Source organism: Aerococcus sp. UMB1112A (assembly GCF_030230715.1).
Classification (GTDB): Bacteria; Bacillota; Bacilli; order Lactobacillales; family Aerococcaceae; genus Aerococcus.
Genome location: NZ_JASPDS010000004.1, coordinates 23,075 through 43,349, shown reverse-complemented (window position 1 = coordinate 43,349; position 20,275 = coordinate 23,075). Strand labels below are relative to the sequence as shown.

At 49.6% G+C, this 20,275-nt stretch carries 21 protein-coding genes; 18 read left to right on the top strand and 3 right to left on the bottom strand.

The features are described 5' to 3' along the window. The first annotated feature begins 1 nt into the window (after position 1). From mutL to xerD, 11 genes are all read left to right on the top strand, one after another. Positions 2-1,942 (top strand): DNA mismatch repair endonuclease MutL, encoded by a 1,941-nt coding sequence (gene mutL, locus QP860_RS03420; RefSeq protein WP_070617810.1) that lies wholly within the window; start codon positions 2-4, stop codon positions 1,940-1,942. 76 nt (positions 1,943-2,018) lie between these two features. Next, positions 2,019-2,456: a peptide-methionine (R)-S-oxide reductase MsrB gene (gene msrB, locus QP860_RS03415; protein WP_070617813.1), complete on the top strand. Its 438-nt coding sequence runs from the start codon at positions 2,019-2,021 to the stop codon at positions 2,454-2,456. A gap of 12 nt (positions 2,457-2,468) precedes the next feature. Beyond that, positions 2,469-3,068, top strand: a complete 600-nt coding sequence (gene ruvA, locus QP860_RS03410) for a Holliday junction branch migration protein RuvA (RefSeq protein ID WP_070617815.1) — start codon at positions 2,469-2,471, stop codon at positions 3,066-3,068. A gap of 37 nt (positions 3,069-3,105) precedes the next feature. Continuing rightward, positions 3,106-4,116 (top strand): Holliday junction branch migration DNA helicase RuvB, encoded by a 1,011-nt coding sequence (ruvB, locus tag QP860_RS03405; RefSeq protein ID WP_070617819.1) that lies wholly within the window; start codon positions 3,106-3,108, stop codon positions 4,114-4,116. 17 nt (positions 4,117-4,133) lie between these two features. Next, positions 4,134-5,192 carry a tRNA preQ1(34) S-adenosylmethionine ribosyltransferase-isomerase QueA gene (queA, locus tag QP860_RS03400; protein ID WP_070617822.1) on the top strand — a complete coding sequence of 353 codons (1,059 nt, stop codon included), beginning with the start codon at positions 4,134-4,136 and terminating at the stop codon, positions 5,190-5,192. 31 nt (positions 5,193-5,223) lie between these two features. Further along, entirely contained in the window at positions 5,224-8,619 is a 3,396-nt protein-coding gene (locus QP860_RS03395; RefSeq protein WP_284912173.1) for a DNA polymerase III subunit alpha, read from the top strand. A 143-nt stretch (positions 8,620-8,762) separates the two neighbouring features. Next, positions 8,763-9,680 carry a 6-phosphofructokinase gene (gene pfkA / locus QP860_RS03390; protein ID WP_067976491.1) on the top strand — a complete coding sequence of 306 codons (918 nt, stop codon included), beginning with the start codon at positions 8,763-8,765 and terminating at the stop codon, positions 9,678-9,680. A gap of 54 nt (positions 9,681-9,734) precedes the next feature. Further along, complete coding sequence (gene pyk, locus QP860_RS03385; protein WP_070617828.1) at positions 9,735-11,510, top strand: pyruvate kinase; 1,776 nt, start codon at positions 9,735-9,737, stop codon at positions 11,508-11,510. 156 nt (positions 11,511-11,666) lie between these two features. Further along, the gene (locus tag QP860_RS03380; RefSeq protein WP_070617830.1) at positions 11,667-12,548 is read left to right on the top strand and encodes a CvfB family protein; all 882 of its coding nucleotides are present in this window, start codon (positions 11,667-11,669) and stop codon (positions 12,546-12,548) included. After that, on the top strand, positions 12,548-13,009 hold the full coding sequence (locus tag QP860_RS03375; RefSeq protein ID WP_067971942.1) for a Fur family transcriptional regulator: 462 nt from the start codon (positions 12,548-12,550) through the stop codon (positions 13,007-13,009). Before QP860_RS03380 ends, QP860_RS03375 begins: the two co-directional genes overlap by 1 nt. Continuing rightward, positions 12,999-13,892: a site-specific tyrosine recombinase XerD gene (gene xerD / locus QP860_RS03370; RefSeq protein ID WP_070617833.1), complete on the top strand. Its 894-nt coding sequence runs from the start codon at positions 12,999-13,001 to the stop codon at positions 13,890-13,892. The genes QP860_RS03375 and xerD overlap by 11 nt, the downstream gene beginning before the upstream one ends. Positions 13,893-13,956: 64 nt before the next feature. Here the strand turns inward: xerD and QP860_RS03365 are convergent, their stop codons facing one another. Beyond that, entirely contained in the window at positions 13,957-14,736 is a 780-nt protein-coding gene (locus QP860_RS03365) for an FxLYD domain-containing protein (protein WP_070617836.1), read from the bottom strand. Between the two features lie 145 nt (positions 14,737-14,881). Between QP860_RS03365 and QP860_RS03360 the strand changes: the two genes are divergently transcribed. After that, on the top strand, positions 14,882-15,613 hold the full coding sequence (locus QP860_RS03360; protein WP_284912172.1) for an NAD-dependent protein deacylase: 732 nt from the start codon (positions 14,882-14,884) through the stop codon (positions 15,611-15,613). Here the strand turns inward: QP860_RS03360 and QP860_RS03355 are convergent. Next, positions 15,597-15,887 carry a chorismate mutase gene (locus tag QP860_RS03355; protein ID WP_070617842.1) on the bottom strand — a complete coding sequence of 97 codons (291 nt, stop codon included), beginning with the start codon at positions 15,885-15,887 and terminating at the stop codon, positions 15,597-15,599. The two genes, QP860_RS03360 and QP860_RS03355, sit on opposite strands and share 17 nt — an antisense overlap. Before the next feature lie 87 nt (positions 15,888-15,974). On the opposite strand from QP860_RS03355, the gene QP860_RS03350 reads away from it, so the two are divergent. The 6 genes from QP860_RS03350 to QP860_RS03325 all read left to right on the top strand — a co-directional run bounded on the left by QP860_RS03350 (position 15,975) and on the right by QP860_RS03325 (position 19,969). Beyond that, positions 15,975-16,805, top strand: a complete 831-nt coding sequence (locus QP860_RS03350) for a glycosyltransferase family 8 protein (RefSeq protein WP_070617845.1) — start codon at positions 15,975-15,977, stop codon at positions 16,803-16,805. Positions 16,806-16,878: 73 nt separating this feature from the next. Further along, positions 16,879-17,283 (top strand): hypothetical protein, encoded by a 405-nt coding sequence (locus QP860_RS03345; protein WP_070617847.1) that lies wholly within the window; start codon positions 16,879-16,881, stop codon positions 17,281-17,283. Then, positions 17,283-18,050 (top strand): segregation and condensation protein A, encoded by a 768-nt coding sequence (locus tag QP860_RS03340; RefSeq protein WP_070617850.1) that lies wholly within the window; start codon positions 17,283-17,285, stop codon positions 18,048-18,050. Before QP860_RS03345 ends, QP860_RS03340 begins: the two co-directional genes overlap by 1 nt. Then, complete coding sequence (gene scpB / locus QP860_RS03335) at positions 18,047-18,634, top strand: SMC-Scp complex subunit ScpB (protein WP_070617854.1); 588 nt, start codon at positions 18,047-18,049, stop codon at positions 18,632-18,634. Before QP860_RS03340 ends, scpB begins: the two co-directional genes overlap by 4 nt. A 22-nt stretch (positions 18,635-18,656) precedes the next feature. Continuing rightward, complete coding sequence (locus tag QP860_RS03330; RefSeq protein ID WP_284910299.1) at positions 18,657-19,388, top strand: pseudouridine synthase; 732 nt, start codon at positions 18,657-18,659, stop codon at positions 19,386-19,388. Between the two features lie 2 nt (positions 19,389-19,390). After that, positions 19,391-19,969, top strand: a complete 579-nt coding sequence (locus QP860_RS03325; RefSeq protein WP_230080880.1) for an ECF transporter S component — start codon at positions 19,391-19,393, stop codon at positions 19,967-19,969. 80 nt (positions 19,970-20,049) lie between these two features. On the opposite strand, the gene QP860_RS03320 is transcribed toward QP860_RS03325, so the two are convergent. Next, positions 20,050-20,265, bottom strand: a complete 216-nt coding sequence (locus QP860_RS03320; RefSeq protein ID WP_230080846.1) for a ferredoxin — start codon at positions 20,263-20,265, stop codon at positions 20,050-20,052. Positions 20,266-20,275: the final 10 nt, after the last annotated feature.

Here is a 20,275-nt window from a genome sequence, read left to right as displayed (position 1 = left end):
CATGGCGATCCAACTCTTACCTAGCCAAGTGGCGGACCAGATTGCAGCGGGCGAGGTGGTGGAACGGCCCGCTTCCGTTGTGAAGGAATTGCTGGAAAATGCCATCGATGGCCAGGCCCAGGAGATTGAAATCCGAGTGGAAGAGGGAGGACTCCGCAGCATCCAGGTGATTGACGATGGTATCGGCATCGCTTCTGATGAGGTGGAGTTAGCTTTTAAGCGCCATGCCACCTCTAAGATCCACCAGAGTCAGGACTTGTTCCGGATTCATTCGCTCGGCTTTCGTGGGGAGGCCCTGCCGAGTATTGCCTCCGTTTCTGAAATGACCTTGGAGACTTCAGATGGCCAGACGGGGACCTGGATCTACTTGCAGGCCGGTGAGCTGGTGGACCGGCGCGACAGCCATCTCCGTCAGGGGACCTCGGTTCTAGTGGAGAATCTGTTCTACAATACGCCAGCGCGCTTGAAGTATATCAAGAGCCTGCCAACTGAGCTCTCCCATATTTCCAATATTATTAACCGCCAGGCACTGGGCCATCCCCAGATTCGTTTTCGTTATTTTAATGAGGACAAGCTGGTCTTTGAGAGTAATGGCAAGGGCCGGCTCCAGGAAGTTTTGGCGGCTGTTTATGGCTTTAAGCAGGCCCGGGAGATGTACCCGATCGAAGCCGAGAGTTTGGACTTCAAGTTGACCGGCTATGTGTCCCCACCGACCTTGACGCGGGCCAGCAAGAACTATATCTCCCTCTACCTGAACGGCCGCTATATCCGCAATTATAAGTTAAGTCAAGCGGTCATCGATGGTTACCGGGAGAAGTTAATGATTGGCCGCTATCCAATCGCTGTCCTCCATATCGAGGCCGATCCCCAGCTCCTGGATGTCAATGTCCACCCCACTAAGATGGAGGTGCGGATCTCTAAGGAAGACGTCCTCTATGATCTGATCAAAGAGAGCCTGGACCATATCTTCCAACCCCTCCAGCGGATACCTGAGGCCAACCAACCCCTCCAGTATACCGAAGAAGCCAAGCCAGAGCCCTTCCGCTTAGAAGAAAGCTATGAGCAGGGCCACTTGCCCTTGTCCAGCCCTCGCCCTCAATCGCCATCAAGGAGAGAAAGCCAGCTAAGCGAGCTGGTTTCCTCAACAAATGACCCTTGGAAAGAAGCGGGAAGGCCAAGTGGAAATGCTAGCCTTGATTCAGAAGCTAGCCCAAGTCAGGCTCAGCCGGTTTCTTCAGAGACGATCCAACCTTCAATTGAGGAGCGCCAGCACAAGCACAGTGAAAAAGAAGTCTGGCGGGACGTGGACCGGGTTACGTCCATTGATGCTAAACAGGTCGACCAGTCCCCGCGCTTTCCTGACCTGGACTATATCGGTCAATTGCACGGGACCTACCTCTTAGCTTCAGACGACACGGGCATGTACCTACTGGACCAGCACGCCATGCAGGAGCGGATTAAGTATGAATACTACCGGGACCATATCGGAACTTACGGGACCGCTATGCAGGAATTGCTGATCCCCGAACTTTTTGAATTCACCCAGGATGAAATGCTTGAGATCCGTCCTCTCCTGCCTAAATTAAAGGAGATGCAGCTTGACTTTGAACTCTTTGGCAGCCAAACCCTGCAATTATCTGCCCATCCCACTTGGATTCGGTCTGACCAAGTCCATGAGACGGTAGAGGAATTGATCCAACTGGCCCTGACCGATAAGTCAGCCAGTGTGAGTAAGTTCCGCCAGGCGACAGCCATCATGATGAGTTGCAAGCTCTCGATTAAGGCCAACCACTACTTGTCCGACGACCAAGCCAAGCAACTGATTGCTGACCTGAGCCAGTGCCAGAATCCTTTTAACTGCGCTCATGGTCGACCAGTCCTGATCCACTATTCGACTTATGAGATCGAGCGTTTGTTTAAACGGATCCAGGATAGCCATTAGTCCCGGGCACAAATGTTCGCATTCGGCAAGCTTTATGTTAGAATGAGAGTGACAAAACCTTAAAGGAGTGACTGAAATGGACCAAGCCAATAAAGAAGCACGTTTGAAAGAATTAGATGATATCCAATACCGGGTGACCCAAGAAAGTGGGACTGAAGCACCTTTTTCAGGTAAGTATGATGACCATTATGATAAGGGGATCTATGTGGATATTGTCGATGGGAGTCCGCTCTTTGCCTCAACGACTAAATTTAATGCGGGGTGTGGTTGGCCTTCCTTCTCTAAGCCGCTCTTTGACGACCAAATTAAGGAAAATACCGACACCAGCCACGGCATGGTGCGAACCGAAGTGCGGAGCCAAGCCGCAGATTCTCACCTCGGCCATGTCTTTAATGATGGGCCTAAAGACCAAGGTGGTTTGCGCTACTGCATCAATTCCGCAGCCTTAGACTTCATCCCTTATGAAGAGATGGACGAAAAAGGTTACGGCGACTATAAGAAATTTGTAGAATAGGAGCATTCCGTCATGTATGCTTATTTTAAAGGAAAGATAACCAGCATCTTACCGAATGCGATTATCATTGAAGTGAATGGGATTGGTTACCAAGTGATTATGGCCAATCCCTATCGCTTTTCTAGCCAGGTGGGGCAGGAAGCAAGGATCTGGCTCTACCAAGCAGTCAGTCAAGATAGCATCCGCCTCTATGGTTTTAGCGATGAAGCGGAGAAGGACTTATTCCTGCATCTGATTTCGGTCTCAGGGATTGGACCTAGGAGTGCCTTGTCTATCCTCAGCTTGGACGACCACGAAGGCTTGATCCGGGCCATTGACCAGGCAGATAGTCAATTCTTGACCAAGTTTCCTGGTGTCGGCAAGAAGACGGCCCAGCAGATTATCCTCGACTTGCAGGGTAAACTAACGAGTGATGTTGAAGATAAAGCGGCATCCCAAGCCGCTTCGGCGAGTCCTTCCCATCCTATTACCCAAGAACTAGAAGAGGCCCTGGACAGTTTGGGCTATTCCCAACGCGATATCCAGCGTGTGGTCAAGCAGATGGACTTTGACCAAGTGGCGACTACTTCGGACGCTATCCGTCAAGCCCTGCGCTTGATGACTGCTCGCTAGTTGATTCAGGACAAAGAAATTTGAAAGGAGGCCTGCAGTGGCAGAGCGTATACTAGATGAGAATAACCAAGGCCTAGGGGAGGAGAAGTTTGAAGGCTCGCTCCGTCCCCAGTACTTAAGGGAGTATATTGGGCAGTCTGCTCTCAAAAAGGAGCTAGCTGTCTATATCCAAGCTTGCCAGGCCCGTGATGAATCCTTAGACCATGTCCTCCTCTACGGCCCACCTGGCTTGGGGAAGACGACCCTGGCTTATGTCTTAGCTAATGAACTCGGGGTAGGGGTCCACACGACCAGCGGCCCAGCGATTGAGAAGACAGGGGACTTACTCGTCTTACTCAATGAGATGGCGCCGGGGGATATTCTCTTTATTGATGAGATCCACCGCCTGCCCCGGGTGGTGGAAGAGATGCTCTATTCGGCGATGGAAGACTTCCGGGTGGATATTATTGTGGGTCAGGATACCGAAGCCCACGCTATCCAGTTCGACCTGCCCCCCTTCACCTTACTGGGGGCCACCACACGGGCAGGGGCCTTATCAGCGCCTCTGCGCGATCGTTTCGGTATTGTCAAACAGTTGCGCTACTACAGTCCTGACGAGCTCAATGCCATTGTTCAGCGGACCAGCCAGGTGCTCAATAGTCCCATCGATGACCAGGCCAGTTATGAGATTGCCTTGCGCTCGCGCGGGACGCCACGGATTGCCAACCGTTTGTTGAAGCGGGTCCGGGACTTTGCCCAGGTCTTCAATGAGGACCAACGCATTGACCTGGCCATTACCCAGAAGGCCTTGGACATTTTGGAAGTGGATGCCAAGGGACTGGACGCTGTTGACCGAAAGATCTTGGAAACCATGATTTTTTACTACCAAGGCGGCCCGGTCGGCTTGTCGACAATTGCTGCTAATATTGCCGAAGACCCCCTCACCATCGAAGATATGTATGAACCCTACCTGATCCAGAATGGCTTTCTCCAACGGACGCCTCGGGGACGGATCGTCACCTCCCTAGCCTATAGCCATTTAGGGATCGACCCAGAAGAAAGCAAGTGAAAAAGGAAGCGAATGGAATGACATTAAAAACTTCAGACTATGACTATGACCTACCCGAAGAACTGATTGCCCAGACCCCAAGCAAGGACCGGTTAAATTGCCGGCTTTTGACCCTCGATGCCCAGACTGGCCACTATGCAGACCATATGTTTGCTGACTTGCTCGATATCTTGGAAGCTGGAGATGTGCTCGTCCTCAATGACACCCGGGTCCTCCCTGCCCGGCTCTTGGGCACCAAGGAAGAAACCGGCGGCCATGCCGAGCTCTTATTGCTAAATAACTTGAATGGGGACCGCTGGGAAGTTCTCGCCAAACCAGCCCGCCGCCTGAAGACAGGGACCATTATCCAATTTGGAGACGGCCAGCTAAGGGCTAAGGTGGTGAAGGAATTAGACCACGGGGGACGAGAAATTGAATTTCTTTATGAGGGCATTTTTATGGAAATTCTGGAAGCTTTGGGAGAGATGCCCCTGCCTCCTTATATCAAGGAGCACTTGGATGACCCGGACCGCTATCAGACGGTCTACGCCAAGGAGAATGGGTCAGCAGCGGCGCCTACAGCCGGTCTGCATTTTACCGAAGACTTCCTAGACCAGGTCCAAGCTAAGGGCGTTGACCTGGCCTATCTGACCCTCCATGTGGGCCTAGGTACCTTCCGCCCTGTGAGTGCCGATGATTTAACTGACCATGAGATGCATTCGGAATTCTACCGTTTGGACGAAAATAATGCCCAGAAGATCAAGACTGCTAAAGCAGCGGGCAAGCGGGTCGTTGCGGTGGGCACCACCTGTATCCGTACCCTAGAGACCATCGCTCAAAAATTTGAAGGTCAGCTGCAAGCAGACTCAGGTTGGACCTCTATTTTTATTTACCCAGGTTTTGATTTCAAAGTGGTTGACGCCATTATTACCAACTTCCACCTGCCCAAGTCGACCTTAGTGATGTTAGTTAGTGCCTTCGCCGGCCGCCAGCATGTCCTGGCAGCCTATAAGCACGCAGTGGAAGCCTCTTACCGCTTCTTTAGCTTCGGGGACGCTATGTATATCCAAGGTCCCCAATACCGTGAAGACGATTAACTTGTGACCATACGGGGAAAGGAGAGAGCTTATGTTTGCCCCCTTGCATGTCAATAGCGCCTATACCTTACTCAAGAGCCCCATATCCCTAGCTGACTATGTGACTTTTGGCAAAAAATTGGGCTACCAGGCACTAGGCTTGGCCGATGTCAATGTCCTGTACGGCGCCTGTGAATTCTACGACCTCTGCCAGGAAGCGGGGATTAAGGCCCTGATTGGTTTATCCCTCCAGCTCCCTTCTGAATTTATGGGCCAGGACTTTGAAGAATATGTGGTCTATGCGCGCAACCAGGCAGGCTACCAGGTCCTCATGCGCTTGTCTACCCTGGTTAAAACCGGGCGTTACGCAGAAGCCTTGGATCGATTAAAAAAGGAGAATGATGACCTCCTAGTAGTCCTATCCGCCGTTTATGGCCCCCATATGGCACGGATTAAAGAGAATCAAGACGCAGAAGCTCTGGCCTGGTGCCAGGGCTTTAAAGCGCATTTTAAGGCAGATAATCTTTATATTGGGCTGAGTGCCCAGGCCTTTGACCGCTACCACTTGGATAGCATTAAAGCGCTGAGCCAGAAGACTGGCTTAGACCTCCTTGCCTTGCCCTATGTTGCCTACTTAGAGACGGAGGACTCTTTCTACAAGCAAGTCCTAGCAGCTATCGATCAGAACCAGCCGCTAGACGATATTGAAGCTAGCCGGGAGGGACGGGGCCCTCACTTTCTAAGGTCGCCGGCAGATTGGCGGGCTGAATACGCTGAAATCGGATTAGCGGAGGCGGTGGACCTTCTGTCTGACTTAGTCGCTGATCTGAATGTAGAGATGGTCTACCACAAGGAACTCTTGCCGCGCTTTCCCCTGGATGAGGGGGAGGATGCCCAGACCTACTTAGCCCAACAGGCAGCCCAAGGTTTGGCCGAGCGCGTGGGCGACCAGGCAAATTTTAAAGCTTACCAGGAGCGTTTGACCTATGAACTCCAAGTGATTCACCGGATGGGCTTTGATGATTATTTCTTGATCGTTTGGGATATTATGCGCTATGCCCGGGCCTCTAAGATTACTGTAGGGCCAGGCCGGGGGTCAGCAGCAGGCTCCTTGGTCGCCTATGCCCTCTTCATTACCCATGTCGATCCGATTGAAAACGACCTGCTCTTTGAGCGCTTTCTCAATCCGGAGCGCCACAGCATGCCCGATATCGACTTGGATTTTCCCGACAACCGCCGCCAGGATATCCTCCACTATGTCTTTGAAAAATATGGGGCCGACCATGTGGCCCAGATTGCTACCTTCGGAACTTTTGCTGCGCGCAAGGCCTTGCGCGATGTGGGCTCAGCCCTAGGTAAGAGCCAAGCCGAAATCAGCACCTGGGCCAATCAAATTGAGGGGCAAATCAGCTTGCGTGAGGCTTATCAAGGATCCAAAGACTTCCAGCGTTTGCTAGAGGAAACGGAAGATGGCAAGCTCTGGCTCCAGGCAGCACTCAAACTGGAAGGCTTGCCCCGCCATGTCTCAACCCATGCGGCAGGGGTCCTGATTAGCGACCGGCCCCTGGTGGCGGATATTCCCCTCCAGCAGAACGCCAACAATGAAATCTTACTCTCTCAATTCACCATGGGCGAAGTCGAGCGGATTGGCCTCTTGAAGATTGACTTCTTAGGTCTTATCAACTTGAGCATCCTCCACGATGTCAAGGAAGCCGCTGAGAAATTAGGCTATAAGGACTTAGACCAAAAATTGGCTCAAAAGGATGATCCGGAGGTTTACCAGCTCTTCCAGCGGGCTGAGACCCTGGGCGTCTTCCAGTTTGAATCGGATGGTATTCGCAATGTCCTGCGCCAAGTGAGTCCCGAATCCATGGAAGACCTGGCAGCCGTCAATGCCCTCTTCCGGCCGGGACCAATGAAGCAGATCAACCACTTTGCCCGACGCAAGCACGGCCAGGAAGCCATCAGTTATCCCCATGAGGACCTTGCTCCGATCTTGGAAGCGACATACGGGGTCATGGTCTACCAAGAGCAAGTCATGCAGGTGGCCCAAAAGATTGCTGGCTTTAGCCTCGGTCAGGCCGATATTCTGCGCCGGGCCATGGGCAAGAAGCAGCAGGAAGTTTTAGATGGCCTCCATGATCAATTCATCACGGGAGCTATCGACCAGGGCTATGAGGCAGGCTTGGCCGAAGAGGTCTACCACTATATCGATGCCTTCGCCAATTATGGCTTCAACCGGTCCCATGCCTTTGCCTATTCTTACTTGGCCTATGACTTGGCCTGGTTCAAGGTCCATTGCCCGGCTGCCTTTTACTACGGCAACCTTCGCCACACCAGCATCCATGACGTCAAGGGTAAACAGCTCTTAACGGAGGCCCGATCAGCTGGCATTCAAATTGACCTGCCCAGTGTCAACCGGTCCTTCATGCCCTTGGACCTGGTCGACCAGTCGACCCTCCGCCTGGGCCTATCCAATATCAAGACCCTGAGCCGGCCGGTGAGTCGGAGCATTATTTCAGAGCGCCAGTACGGAGGTGCCTACAAGGATCTTATGGATTTTGTCAGTCGCTTGGATCAAGCAGCCGCCAGGGAAAAGGTGCTGACCGCTCTGGCCTTATCCGGCGCCCTGGATGACTTTAACTATAACCGCCGGACCCTGGTTGAAGATGCCCTGCCTAAGTTGCTGGACCACCGCAAACTTTTTGGTCAGCAGAGCCAACAGAACCAGCTAGACCTGGGCATGGCCAATGACTACCAGTCCCTCTTCGCTCCGGTCATTGAAGAATACGAAGAGTACAAGGATTCCGAACTGATCCAACAAGAAATTGACTACCTAGGCCTCTGTCTGAGTGTCGATCCCTATGCAGCCTGGAAGGACTTCTACCAGACAGGCCAGCTCCAGGCCATTAGCGATCTCAAGCCAGGCCAGGGAGTTCAGGTTATCGGTGAAGTCGTCCATGTCAAACGGATCCAAACGAAGAAGGGGCAACCCATGGCCTTCCTGGAAGTCCAAGATGCCACGGGGACGGTTAACTTAACCGCCTTTCCCCAGACCTATATCCGCTATGTCGCCTTCTTGCGGGATAAGCAGAAACTGGCCGTGCGCGGGAAGACTGAAGAGCGGCGCGACCAACTCCAAATCCTAGTCGATCAAGTTTATCCCCTGGACCAAGCCTACTACCAGCAGCTCAAAGACCAAGCCATTAAGCAGGGCAGGGCGGGGGCCTTCCACATCGAAGTTGCCAACCAAGCAGCAGCTTCCCAGAAGAAAGCAGACTTGCTGGCCCTCGTCCAAGACCAACCTGGCATCACGCCCCTCCACTTTATCTTCAAAGAAGAGGGCAGCCAGTACTGGTTGGCTTCTCAATTTGCGCTCGCTCATACGCCCCAGGTCCTCCAAGCCCTAAAGGATATTTATGGGGAAAAACATGTCATTCTCAGCTAACAAGTTCGTGAAAAAATTACAAATGGGGCGACATTCTTTGAAAAAAATGTTAAGATAAAATTGTATGAATTAATTTTTTGAAACGAGGTGTCCAAGTGGTTAAACGTATTGGCGTTTTAACAAGTGGTGGTGACGCACCAGGGATGAATGCCGCCATTCGTGCTGTCGTTAGAAAAGCAATCTACGACGGCAACGAGGTTTATGGTATCCGCTATGGCTTTCGTGGACTAGCAGAAGGCGATATCTATCAAATGGGTATTGATGATGTCGGCAACTTGCTGTCGCGCGGGGGGACCATGCTGTACACGGCGCGCTATCCTGAATTTGCTGAGAAAGAAGGACAGGAGAAGGCCATTGCGCAATTAAAGAAATTTAAGATTGATTCTTTAATTGTAATCGGTGGGGACGGTTCCTTCATGGGAGCCAAAGCCCTTAGTGAGCACGGTTTTCCAACGGTTGGTATTCCTGGGACGATTGATAATGATATTGCAGGGACTGATTTTACCATTGGTTTCGATACAGCCTGCAATACCGTCATCGAGGCAGTCGATAAGATTCGGGATACAGCTACCAGTCATGAGCGGACCTTCATTATTGAAGTGATGGGGCGTAATGCTGGAGATATTGCCCTCTGGACCGGTATTTCTTCAGGGGCTGAGAAGGTAATTATTCCTGAAATTGGCTTTGATATGGACCAAATTGTGGAAGATATCAAGGCAGGCCGTGAGCGGGGTAAGAAGCATATCATTATTATTCTCGCTGAAGGCGTGATGTCTGCTAATAAATTCATGGATAAGCTCTCGACTTACGGAAACTTCCACAGCCGGGCAACGGTGCTCGGTCACATGCAGAGAGGGGGCGCCCCTTCCGCACGCGACCGTGTCCTTGCAACCATGTTTGGCTTTAGGGCTGTAGAGCTCTTGAACCAAGGTCACTCAGGTATCTGCTTGGGCATCCGTGGCAATGATATTGTCTATGGCGATATTTCGGAAGTCTTGAACCGAGAAACCCACACCCCATTGATGGAATTGTATGAAATTAATGGTGACATTTCCTATTAAGTCGCTTATAATGTCTATTCGTTCAAAGGATTAAAGCAAAAAAGGAGAACAAAAATGCAAAAGAACACTAAAATTGTTTGTACTATTGGCCCAGCTTCTGAGTCAGTTGAAACCTTAGTTCAATTAATGGAAGCGGGCATGAACGTTGCTCGTTTGAACTTCTCACACGGTTCGCATGAAGAACATGAAGCCCGGATTAAGAACATCCGTGAAGCTGCCAAACAAAGCGGCAAGCGGGTTGCCCTCTTATTGGACACAAAGGGGCCTGAAATCCGTACCCACAATATGGTTAACCATGAACCTGTTTTACTTGAAAAAGGTACTACCGTTTCCATCTTTTCAAGTGAAGTGGAAGGGGACGCAAGCAAGTTCTCAATTACTTACCCAGAATTGATTGATGATGTTCACGTTGGTTCACATATCTTAGTCGACGATGGTCTGGTTGACTTACTGGTTACTGACATTAACAAAGCCGATGGTGAAATTGTAACTGTTGTAGAAAACAGCGGGATCATCAAAGACAAGAAGGGCGTCAATGTACCAGGCGTTTCAATCAATTTACCTGGGATTACGGATAAAGACGAAGCAGATATTCGCTTCGGTTTGGAACAAGGCATTGATTTTATTGCGGCTTCCTTTGTTCGTAAACCAGAAGACATCCTTGAAATCCGCGAAATCTTAGAAGAAACTGGCAATGAAGATGTTCAAATCCTGCCTAAGATCGAAAACCAAGAAGGCGTGGACAATATTAAAGAAATTATGAACGTTTCCGATGGTTTAATGATTGCCCGCGGGGACTTAGGGGTTGAAATTCCTGTAGAAACTGTTCCAATCGCTCAAAAAGATATGATTGAACTCTGCAATAGCTTGGGTAAACCAGTCATTACAGCTACCCAAATGTTAGATTCCATGCAACGGAACCCACGTCCAACGCGTGCTGAAGCGTCAGACGTTGCCAATGCTATCTACGACGGTACCGATGCGATTATGTTATCTGGTGAAACAGCTGCAGGGGACTATCCTGTTGAAGCCGTTCAAACTATGAATCGGATTGCTTTAGCAACTGAAGCTCAAATCGCTGCACACTCAGAAGGTGTTTTACCTAACCATGTGGAACGTGGTGACCATGCCCAATTAGACGTGGCCGAAGCTATCAGCCAATCCGTTGCTTATACAGCAAGCAACTTGGGCATCCGTACCATTGTTGCTGCCACAGATTCTGGTTTTACTGCTAAAATGATTTCTAAATACCGTCCAAATGCGACAATCTTGGCTTTAACCTTCTCTGAAAGCCGCGCCAATAAGCTCATGCTTTCGAGTGGGGTAGAACCAATTGTAGCTGAACGTCCAGCAACAACTGATGACATGATGATCTTAGCTGCTAACTTAGCCAAGGAAAATGGCTATGCCCAAGACGGCGACAAGATCTTAGTAACTGCTGGTGTTCCTGTCGGTGAACGTGGCACAACTAACTTAATGAAGATCCAAATCGTTGGCCGTCAAATCGTTCGCGGCCAAGGTATCGGGGAAAATTCTGCTGTCGGTCACGTTGTCTTAGCTAAGGACGCGAAAGAAGCTAACGAAAAAGTAACGGCTAATTCTGTCCTTGTTGTGAAGACAACAGATGAATCATACAACGATGCCATTAGCAAAGCGAAGGCAGTTATCGTTGAAGAAGGCGGCGTAACGAGCCATGCTGCAGTACTTGGCATTAACACCAATACCCCAGTCATCGTAGGGGCTGAAGGTGCAGTTGCAGAAGTGACTGAAGGTCAATTAGTCACCGTCGATGCCCGTCGTGGTGTCGTTTATGAAGGCGGCGACGCTTAATTAAGCTGAAACTAGATTGAGAATTTTGCTTGTTGGATTAACCAATGAGCAAAATTCTTTTTTTATAAGATCAGGTCGAGCGCTCAGAGCTTAAAGTATGCTAGAATAGAAAGCGTATGAAATTGGATACGATTCGACCAATGAAAGAGGTAGACCATGAATAAATATTTAGGAAGCCTGGTGACAGGCATTGTTACCGATGAGAACGACAAACACTTTTTTGTGCAAAAAGATGGCTTATCCTACCGCTTAGACAGAGACCAAGCTGGATCGCTCAAAATGGGTGACAGCATTCGCGGCTTCGTTTATGAGAACAGCCACAAGCAATTGTGCATGACCCTGGACCTGCCTGATGTCCGCCAAGACCGCTACGGTTGGGGAGAAGTCACTTCTGTTAAACAAGATTTAGGGGTCTTTTTGGCTATTGGCTTGCCGGATAAGGACATGGTTTTATCCCTGGATGACCTCCCACAAGAGAAGCATCTGTGGCCTAAAAAAGGCAGTAAGCTCTTTGTGCGCTTGGAAGTGGACAAGAAGGACAGGGTCTGGGCTAAACTTGCGGACGACCAGGTCTTCCAACAAATCTCCAAGCGTTTGTCCCCCCATACTTCGACTTGGAATAATAAAACGGTGAAAGCTCGGGTTTACCGCTGTAAGTTTGTGGGGACCTATCTTTTGACAGAAGACTACTACCAGGCCTTTATCCATGAGAGTGAACGCTATGAAGAGCCCGCTCTGGGTGAGGAAGTGACCGCCCGGGTGATCGGTGTGGGCCAGCACGGCAACTTAAACCTGTCCCTTAAACCGCAAGCCTACCAGGTCATCAATGAAGATGCTCAAATGATTCAGGCTATCCTGGAAAGGCAACCAGACCACTTCCTACCTTACAATGATAAGAGCCGGCCGGAAGATATTCGTAAGTTCTTCAACCTTTCCAAGGCCCAGTTTAAACGTGCCCTCGGCCATCTGATGAAAGAGGGGATCCTGCGCCAGGACCAGGCAGGGATTTATTTAGTAAACAAAGGGGATGAGGACTAGTGGGGACAGACCAATTTCAAGAGCTGAAGGCTTCGGTTCAAGCTTCTGGATTTAAGCTGACGCCCCAACGTCAGAGCACCCTACAGGTATTGATTGAGCAAAGCGACCAGTTGCTGAGTGCCGAACAAATCTATATGTACACCCGGGAAAAGAATGAATCGATCGGTCTGGCCACTGTCTACCGGACCTTGGAGATCTTAACATCCATCCAGGTGGTCAGCAAGGTCATGGGCAGCGAAGGACTGGCCTACTACAGCCTCATCAACCGGCAATCCCAGCATGCTCCCCACCACCTGGTCTGCATCCATTGTGGTCGAATAATTGAAATCAACGAGGACCTCCTGGACGCTGTAGAAAAAGAAGTCGAAAAAAACTTCCACTTCAAGGTGACTAACCACCACTTGGTCATCCACGGTCTCTGCCAGGACTGCCAAGAAGGAGACTTGCCCTATGACGAATAAGGAACTTTTGGAAGATTTTCTGATGACACTCAAGGTAGAAGCAGGTTTATCGAATAACACTATCAAGAGCTATGCCAATGATATCCGGGGCTTGGATACTTGGATGGAGGACCAAGGCTTTAGCCATTACAAGGACCTAGATCGCACAGATATCCGAGCCTTTCTCAAGTTCAAGAGCGACCAAGGACAGAAGACGACTACCCTCAGCCACTTACTGTCAAGCTTGCGGCGTTTCTTTTCTCACTTATTGTTGAACGGACAGATTGACCAGAATCCCGTCGACCAGATTGCCATGCCCAAGAAACGGCAGACCCTGCCCACTGTCTTAAGCATGGATGAAGTGGACCGCTTGCTCCAGGCCCCAGATATCGGGACACCCCTAGGACTTAGAGACCGGGCCATGCTGGAGCTCCTCTATGCTTCGGGCCTTCGTGTGAGTGAGCTCGTCCATCTCAAAGTGACGGATATCCATCCAGAATTAGGCTTCCTCCAGAGTCTGGGCAAGGGGGACAAGGAGCGGATTGTGCCCCTGGGGGAAGTGGCTGCTGATTGGATTGGCCGCTACCAGGACTATGCCCGCGACCAACTGCTCAAGGATAAGGATTCGGAGATCTTATTCCTAAACCACCACGGAAAGGGGATCAGCCGTCAAGGGGTGTGGAAGCGCATCAAGGCCTATGTCCAAGAAGTCGGTATCCAAAAAAATGTGAGCCCCCACACCCTCCGCCACTCCTTTGCGACCCATATTCTTGAGAATGGGGCGGATTTGCGGGTCGTCCAAGAATTACTTGGCCATAGCGATATTTCCACGACTCAAATTTATACCCACATCCATGCTCCCCATCTCAAAGAAATTTATGCTAAGTCCTTCCCACGGTCTTAAATGCACTAAAAAAGCCTTAAAGTAAACAGCTTGCCTGTTTCACTTTAAGGCTTCTTTATTTGCCCTAGGGCTTATTAATTTCCAGATTATCTAAGTTAAGGTCTGGAGCAACACTGGCAAAGTCTTTGTCAGTGGAATATTTCAGTTCTTTCGTTTCGCCATTCTTCAGGACGTCAATTTTTTCGCTTTGCTTATCCACTTCATTGCCATCCTTATCGAGGAATTTGATGGTGATGGTGAAGTTGGCTAAGTCCGCCCCTGTAGTATTGGATAATTGACCGCTGATATTGGTTTGGCCATTTGCATCCTTGCTCCCTTGGAAGCTCAGTTTATTGAGGTCTTCTTGGAATTTCTTCAGGATATCGGTTCGCTCCTCAGCCTTGGCCTTGTCTTTCTTAATCTGTTCACGGTCTAAGGCTAGGTCATCTTCCGAGCCCTCAGGTAGGACATAACGCTTGTCTTTGGAGAGCTCCTTGAGATAGCCCACCCGCTTGTCATAGTGGTTAAGATAGTTTTCAAGGTCGTCATAGCCCAATTGGTCCGTGTCTAGGGCTTCAAGACAGGCTCTAACTTCTTTGAGATAATTTTGAACCGTTTGACCGAGTTCAGGATCTTCGAAATCAGCATTTTCATACTTTTCTAGGCCCTTTAATTCCGTTTCAAAGATTGCCTTGAAGGACTTGGTGATATCATTTTCCTTTTCCACTTTCTTCATAGTTTCCGTCCGATCCTGCCAGGTTGAGGCCAGGTCGGCGAAGAAGGCGTCGTCCGTCTTTTGGACTTGGGAACAGCCGCCTAAGAAAATAAACAAGGCCAAGCCGATGATGGATAAGAATTTACGCATTAGGAATAACCTCCACTTCTTTATGTATTATATTAACAGAAAATGCAATAAAGGGTTAATATTTTCCTTTAAATTTCTGCTTTTTCCTAAGCTCTGTTAAAATAGAAGCAGAGCTTGAATCGATGAACTGAGAAAGGGTGGTATCATGGAAAAAATAGAACAATTGCAAGCATTAATTGATAAGAGTCAACATCTGGTCTTTTTCGGTGGGGCAGGGGTGTCAACTGAGAGTAGTATCCCCGATTTTCGCTCCTCTGAGGGGCTCTATAGCAGGGACCAAGGGGTACAGATTCCGGCCGAAGAGGTGATTTCCCACCATTACTTTATGGCCCATCCAGAAGAATTCTTTGCTTTTTATTTCGAACACCTGGTCTTCCCTGAGGCGAAGCCCAATCCTGCCCATCGCTACCTGGCGGACTTGGAGGATAGAGGAAAGGATGTAACGGTCATTACTCAAAACATTGATGGCCTCCACCAGAAGGCTGGTAGCCAGCGGGTGTTTGAATTACATGGGTCCGTTTGGCGCAATTACTGTATGGACTGTGGCCAGGCTTATGCCTATGAAGACTTGCATAAGGACCGAGACGGGATTCCTCGCTGCGAAAAAGATCAGGGCATCGTGCGGCCAGATATCGTGCTCTATGAAGAGGGTTTAGATTCCTCTGTCCTCCAAGCTGCTGTCCAGGCCTTGCAAGAGGCGGATTTGCCGATTATTGCTGGGACTTCCCTGGTCGTTTATCCGGCAGCGGGCTTGATTAATTATTACGGCGGCAAAGACCTGGTCTTAATTAATAAAAGCCCCCTCCAAGTGGCTCAGAAGCAATCACTCACTGTCTTCCAAGACCGGGTAGGCCGGGTCTTTAGCGCTCTGGATTAGCTTGGTCGTTGGCTAGAACTTCTTGCTGGCGTTCGCGGGATAGGCGCATGATTTTCTGGTAGAGCTTTTGGACACTGTCAGCATTGGCTGGATTCTTTAAGCCTTTTTGAACATTCTCGATCACGGCCTGTTCCCGGTCAGCTACGAAGATATCCGCCCCCTGAGCGGCTTTGAGTCGGGCAATTTCTTCACTGACTTTGAGCCGGTCTTCATAGAGGGCAACAATTTGCTGGTCAATCTGGTTAATTTTCTTTCTTTCTTGGTCTAGGGACATGCTTTCACTCCTTATGATTTACTGCATTTTACTTAATTATAGATAAAATTTTGAGTTCTGACAATTAGCAGAACTAGAAAGGTAATGATGAATTTATTATTTGCTATTGACCATCACTTTGTCGATCAAATGTTGACGACCCTTACTTCGGTGATAGAGAACAGCAAGGAAGCGGTTGAGGCCGTCTATATTTTGACTAAGGGAGACTTAGCGGGGAAAGAAGCGATCCAAAGTCTGACGGCTAAGTTTGCCATCGACCTCCACTTGATCAATATGGAGGAGGCCGACTTTAGCCAGGCCCCTGTTTCTAAACGCTATCCGGAAACCATTTACTACCGGCTTTTGGCCCAAGACTTCTTACCGGACCATTTAGATCGGATCCTCTACCTGGATGCAGATATCCTCTGCATCAATGACTTGTCAGAGCTCTACCACTTAGACCTGGCTGACCACCTATATGCGGCGGCTAGCCATTCCCGTCTCACCAGGCTTTCGGATGACTTTAATCGGCTTCGTTTACAGCGAGAGGACGGGGGCTCCTACTATAATTCAGGAGTGCTCTTGATGAATCTGCCGGTCCTTCGAGCCCAGGTGCGTGCGGATGACATTTACCGCTACATTGCTTCCCATTACTTCCAGCTCTTCTTACCGGACCAGGATGTTCTCAATGCCCTCTATGGCCACCAGGTCTATGCCTTGCCCGACCAAATTTATAATTACGACATGCGTTACCAGAAGACCTATGAACTGATTTCAGCGGGGGCATGGGATGACCAGTGGGTGATTGCCCATACGGCTCTCTTGCATTTCTGTGGCAAGCGCAAGCCCTGGGAGGCCCATGCAAGCGATAAATTTGCTCTTCTCTACCAGCACTATTGGCAGCGGATGCACCGCCACTTAAGCCAAGAAAGCTTGTAAGAATTGCAAGATCTGTGATAATATGTTAGAGTTTCGTTAATTAAATTTTGACTTTTAGATTGGGAGATAACATATGCTAACACCATATATTCCAAAGTATAAAAAAGTAGCAATGGGTTTACTCTCTTATATTCCGCGTTTTAAGGACTATGAGGAGATGAGTAATGAAATTACCAAAATCGAATCCGGCTACCGGTCCTTATACCTCTACAGGGACCAGGCATCCGATAACTACCATGCCTTGATTGCTTTTGATGAAGACTTGGATAGCCAAAGCATTATTTTGCGCTATGTGGCGGTGACGCCTTCTTTTAGGGGTGAGGGCTTGGTTTCGCAGATGATAACGGAACTCAGTGAGCTTTTTCCCCAGCGTAATTTCTCAGCTTCAATTGAGATGTCGGATTTTTTCAAGAAATGGAATCTTGAGATGCGCCAGGCTAAAGGCAAGCATTCAGCAGAGGAAGTGTCAGACCTTTAATGGAAGAAAATAAGCAGCTTGAAGACTATCCAGCCTCTGCTTTGAGGCTGGATTTAGCTAGTTTTGAAGGGCCCTTGGACCTGCTTTTGCACTTGATTAAGACCCTTGAAGTGGATATCTTTGATATTCCCATTGTCTTGGTTACGGAGCAGTATTTGGCCTACTTGGAGGCAATGAAGGAATTGGAACTGGACCTGGCCAGTGAGTACTTGGTTATGGCGGCGAGCCTGATTGAAATTAAGTCGAAGATGATGCTGCCAAAGCCCAAGAAAGAAGCGACAGAAGAGGAAGAAGATCCCCGCGAAGACCTGGTCCAGCAATTATTGACCTACCAGCAATACCAGAATGTGAGCAAGCTCTTGGAAGAGAAGCAGGAGGCCCGGCAACTGGAGTATCCCAAGGCAGCTAGCGACTTATCCGCCTATCAGACCAAGCTCCCCTTAGCAAAAGGGGCTTTCGACCAAGATGACTTACTGGCGGCCTTACGTAAAATGATGCGCCGCTTGAAGAGCCAGGCCCCTTTGGAACGCCAAGTGCAAGCAGAGACTTACTCTGTCCAGGAAGCCATGGATGACCTGCTCCAAGCTTGTCCTCATGGTCGGGTAATTTCTTTTTATGACTTGATCGTGGATGGCCCGTTGACCCGCGAACGGATCGTGACACTCTTCTTGGCCCTTCTACAACTGGTCAAAGCTGCGAACTTGTCCTTTGCCCAGACTTTGGGCCAGGCCGATATTGAGATCAAACGAAATGAGGTGGGGGAATGAGAGCCATGCAGGCCATTGAAAGTTTATTGTTTGTTGCCGGTGACCAAGGCTTGGACCTAGAAGAATTGGCTCAATTGCTCGACTTGTCCATCGACCAGACCCGCTATGCCCTTTTGAAATTGGCTGAGAAATACCAGGCGGACCAGCAGTCTGCTTTGAAGCTATCTTGGGTCAACCAGCGCATCCAGCTCGTTACTAAATCAGAGCTAGCGGATGTGGTCAAGTCTTATGCTCTGTCGCCTTTCTCGGTTAAGCTATCGCAAGCGGCCCTGGAAACTTTGGCCATCATTGCCTACCAGGCCCCTATCACGCGGATGGAGATCGATGATATCCGGGGAGTCCAGTCCTCAGCCATGATTCAGAAACTCCTCCAGCATGACCTGATTGAAGAACAAGGCCGTAAAGAAGGTCCTGGCCGGCCCATCATCTATGGAGTGAGCGATTACTTCTACCAATATTTTGGTCTGTCTTCCTTAGATGAACTACCGGACCTCACTAGGCTCAAGACGGATGAGACAGAGGAGGCTGAACAGACGGCTTTATTTGATGCAGGAGAGCTCGCTGACAACAGTGTGGAGATATAATTTGCTTAAAGGAGATTGAGCTATGGAAAGATTACAGAAAGTCATTGCACATGCAGGCGTGGCTTCACGCCGACAAGCGGAAAAGTTAATTACAGCTGGCCGGGTGAAGGTCAATGGCGAGACGGTGGTGGAATTGGGGACCAAGGTGAGTCGCCACGACCGGGTGGAAGTGGATGAGGTTCCAATCTACAAGGAAGAACCCAAGTACTTTGTCCTCAACAAGCCGACGGGCGTCATTTCAGCAGTGGAAGATGACCGTGGGCGCCCTTGTGTGACCGACTATTTCCCAGATGTGGAAGAGCGGATTTATCCGATTGGCCGCTTGGACTATAACACGAGTGGCCTCTTGCTCTTAACCAATGATGGGGAATTTGCTAACCTCCTCATGCACCCCAGTCACGAGGTGGCTAAGGGTTATATCGCCAAGGTCAACGGCATTCCAACCCGCGACGACCTCCGCCGCTTGGAGAAGGGGGTCATTATTGACCGCAAGAAGACGGCCCCAGCCAAGGCACGGATGATTAAGACGGAAGAAGCCAAGGACTATGCTGTGGTTGAATTAGTCATCCACGAAGGCCGCAACCGCCAAGTCCGTAAAATGTTCGACGCCATCGGTCATTCCGTACAAAAATTGCGCCGTGAATTCTATGGGAATATCTACCTGGATGATCTGCGGCCCGGTCAATCCCGTGTCCTCCTGCCCTTTGAGGTCCAACAGCTCAAAGACTTGGCAGAAGATGGAAAGGAGAAGTAGTTGTGAAGGCTAAAAGATTAATGTTTATAGCGATTATGGGAGCACTGGCTTATCTCTTAATGTTCTTTGCCTTTCCCATTCTTTTCGCCTTGCCGTTCTTAAAGATTGACTTCTCAGATATCCCGCTCTTATTAACGACCTTCCTCTATGGTCCCCTGTCCGGTGCTCTAGCAGCCTTGATCCGGACCCTGCTCCACTATATCCAAACTGGTGGGGATGCGGGTTACCCAATTGGCGACTTGGCCAGCTTCTTAGCTAGCCTGGCCTATATCTTACCGATTTACTATTTCCTGCGGGGTCACTTAGGAACCATCAAGGCTAAAGATCGCCAACTAGCTTGGTCGAGACTCCTCTTAACTTATGGCTCGGCGACCCTATCGTTGACCCTAGTGATGGTCGCTTTGAACTATTTTGTGCTAGCGCCTTTCTATTCGGCAGTGATGAATTTTCCAATTAATGACATGGTCCAATACCTACTCATGGGCATTGTGCCCTTTAACCTCGTCAAGGGGATCTTGGTATCTATCGTCGCTCACTTCTTCCTCAGACGCCTCCTACCGATCTTGGATCGTTGGTTGTAGAGCTTGTAGAGGAAGAGGGCAGACAAAGAAAAAGCTTTCCGTTATAATGGAACTGAAAGGTCCCATAACGGAAAGCTTTTTTAATTTTTGACCCGCTGGATAGCGCCTGTCGGACAGTGGGTGAGGGCCTGGCGGAAGGCCTCGACTTGATCGTCTGGAATCTGGGCTCGGTAAGCCTGGTCTGCGTTTTTGAAGTAAGCGATGCCTTCATCGTCATAGTCGAAGATTTGCTCGGCTTTGAGCTGGCAAATCCCGCAGGCAATGCAGGCTTCGGGAATAATTTGCCCTTGCATCATCAATCACCTT

Coding starts and splice junctions, on each gene's coding strand:
- mutL (WP_070617810.1), top strand. CDS start 2: ATGGCGATCCAACTCTTACCTAGCCAAGTGGCGGACCAGATTGCAGCG.
- msrB (WP_070617813.1), top strand. CDS start 2,019: ATGGACCAAGCCAATAAAGAAGCACGTTTGAAAGAATTAGATGATATC.
- ruvA (WP_070617815.1), top strand. CDS start 2,469: ATGTATGCTTATTTTAAAGGAAAGATAACCAGCATCTTACCGAATGCG.
- queA (WP_070617822.1), top strand. CDS start 4,134: ATGACATTAAAAACTTCAGACTATGACTATGACCTACCCGAAGAACTG.
- QP860_RS03395 (WP_284912173.1), top strand. CDS start 5,224: ATGTTTGCCCCCTTGCATGTCAATAGCGCCTATACCTTACTCAAGAGC.
- pfkA (WP_067976491.1), top strand. CDS start 8,763: ATGAATGCCGCCATTCGTGCTGTCGTTAGAAAAGCAATCTACGACGGC.
- pyk (WP_070617828.1), top strand. CDS start 9,735: ATGCAAAAGAACACTAAAATTGTTTGTACTATTGGCCCAGCTTCTGAG.
- QP860_RS03380 (WP_070617830.1), top strand. CDS start 11,667: ATGAATAAATATTTAGGAAGCCTGGTGACAGGCATTGTTACCGATGAG.
- xerD (WP_070617833.1), top strand. CDS start 12,999: ATGACGAATAAGGAACTTTTGGAAGATTTTCTGATGACACTCAAGGTA.
- QP860_RS03365 (WP_070617836.1), bottom strand. CDS start 14,736: ATGCGTAAATTCTTATCCATCATCGGCTTGGCCTTGTTTATTTTCTTA.
- QP860_RS03360 (WP_284912172.1), top strand. CDS start 14,882: ATGGAAAAAATAGAACAATTGCAAGCATTAATTGATAAGAGTCAACAT.
- QP860_RS03355 (WP_070617842.1), bottom strand. CDS start 15,887: ATGTCCCTAGACCAAGAAAGAAAGAAAATTAACCAGATTGACCAGCAA.
- QP860_RS03350 (WP_070617845.1), top strand. CDS start 15,975: ATGAATTTATTATTTGCTATTGACCATCACTTTGTCGATCAAATGTTG.
- QP860_RS03345 (WP_070617847.1), top strand. CDS start 16,879: ATGCTAACACCATATATTCCAAAGTATAAAAAAGTAGCAATGGGTTTA.
- QP860_RS03340 (WP_070617850.1), top strand. CDS start 17,283: ATGGAAGAAAATAAGCAGCTTGAAGACTATCCAGCCTCTGCTTTGAGG.
- scpB (WP_070617854.1), top strand. CDS start 18,047: ATGAGAGCCATGCAGGCCATTGAAAGTTTATTGTTTGTTGCCGGTGAC.
- QP860_RS03330 (WP_284910299.1), top strand. CDS start 18,657: ATGGAAAGATTACAGAAAGTCATTGCACATGCAGGCGTGGCTTCACGC.
- QP860_RS03320 (WP_230080846.1), bottom strand. CDS start 20,265: ATGATGCAAGGGCAAATTATTCCCGAAGCCTGCATTGCCTGCGGGATT.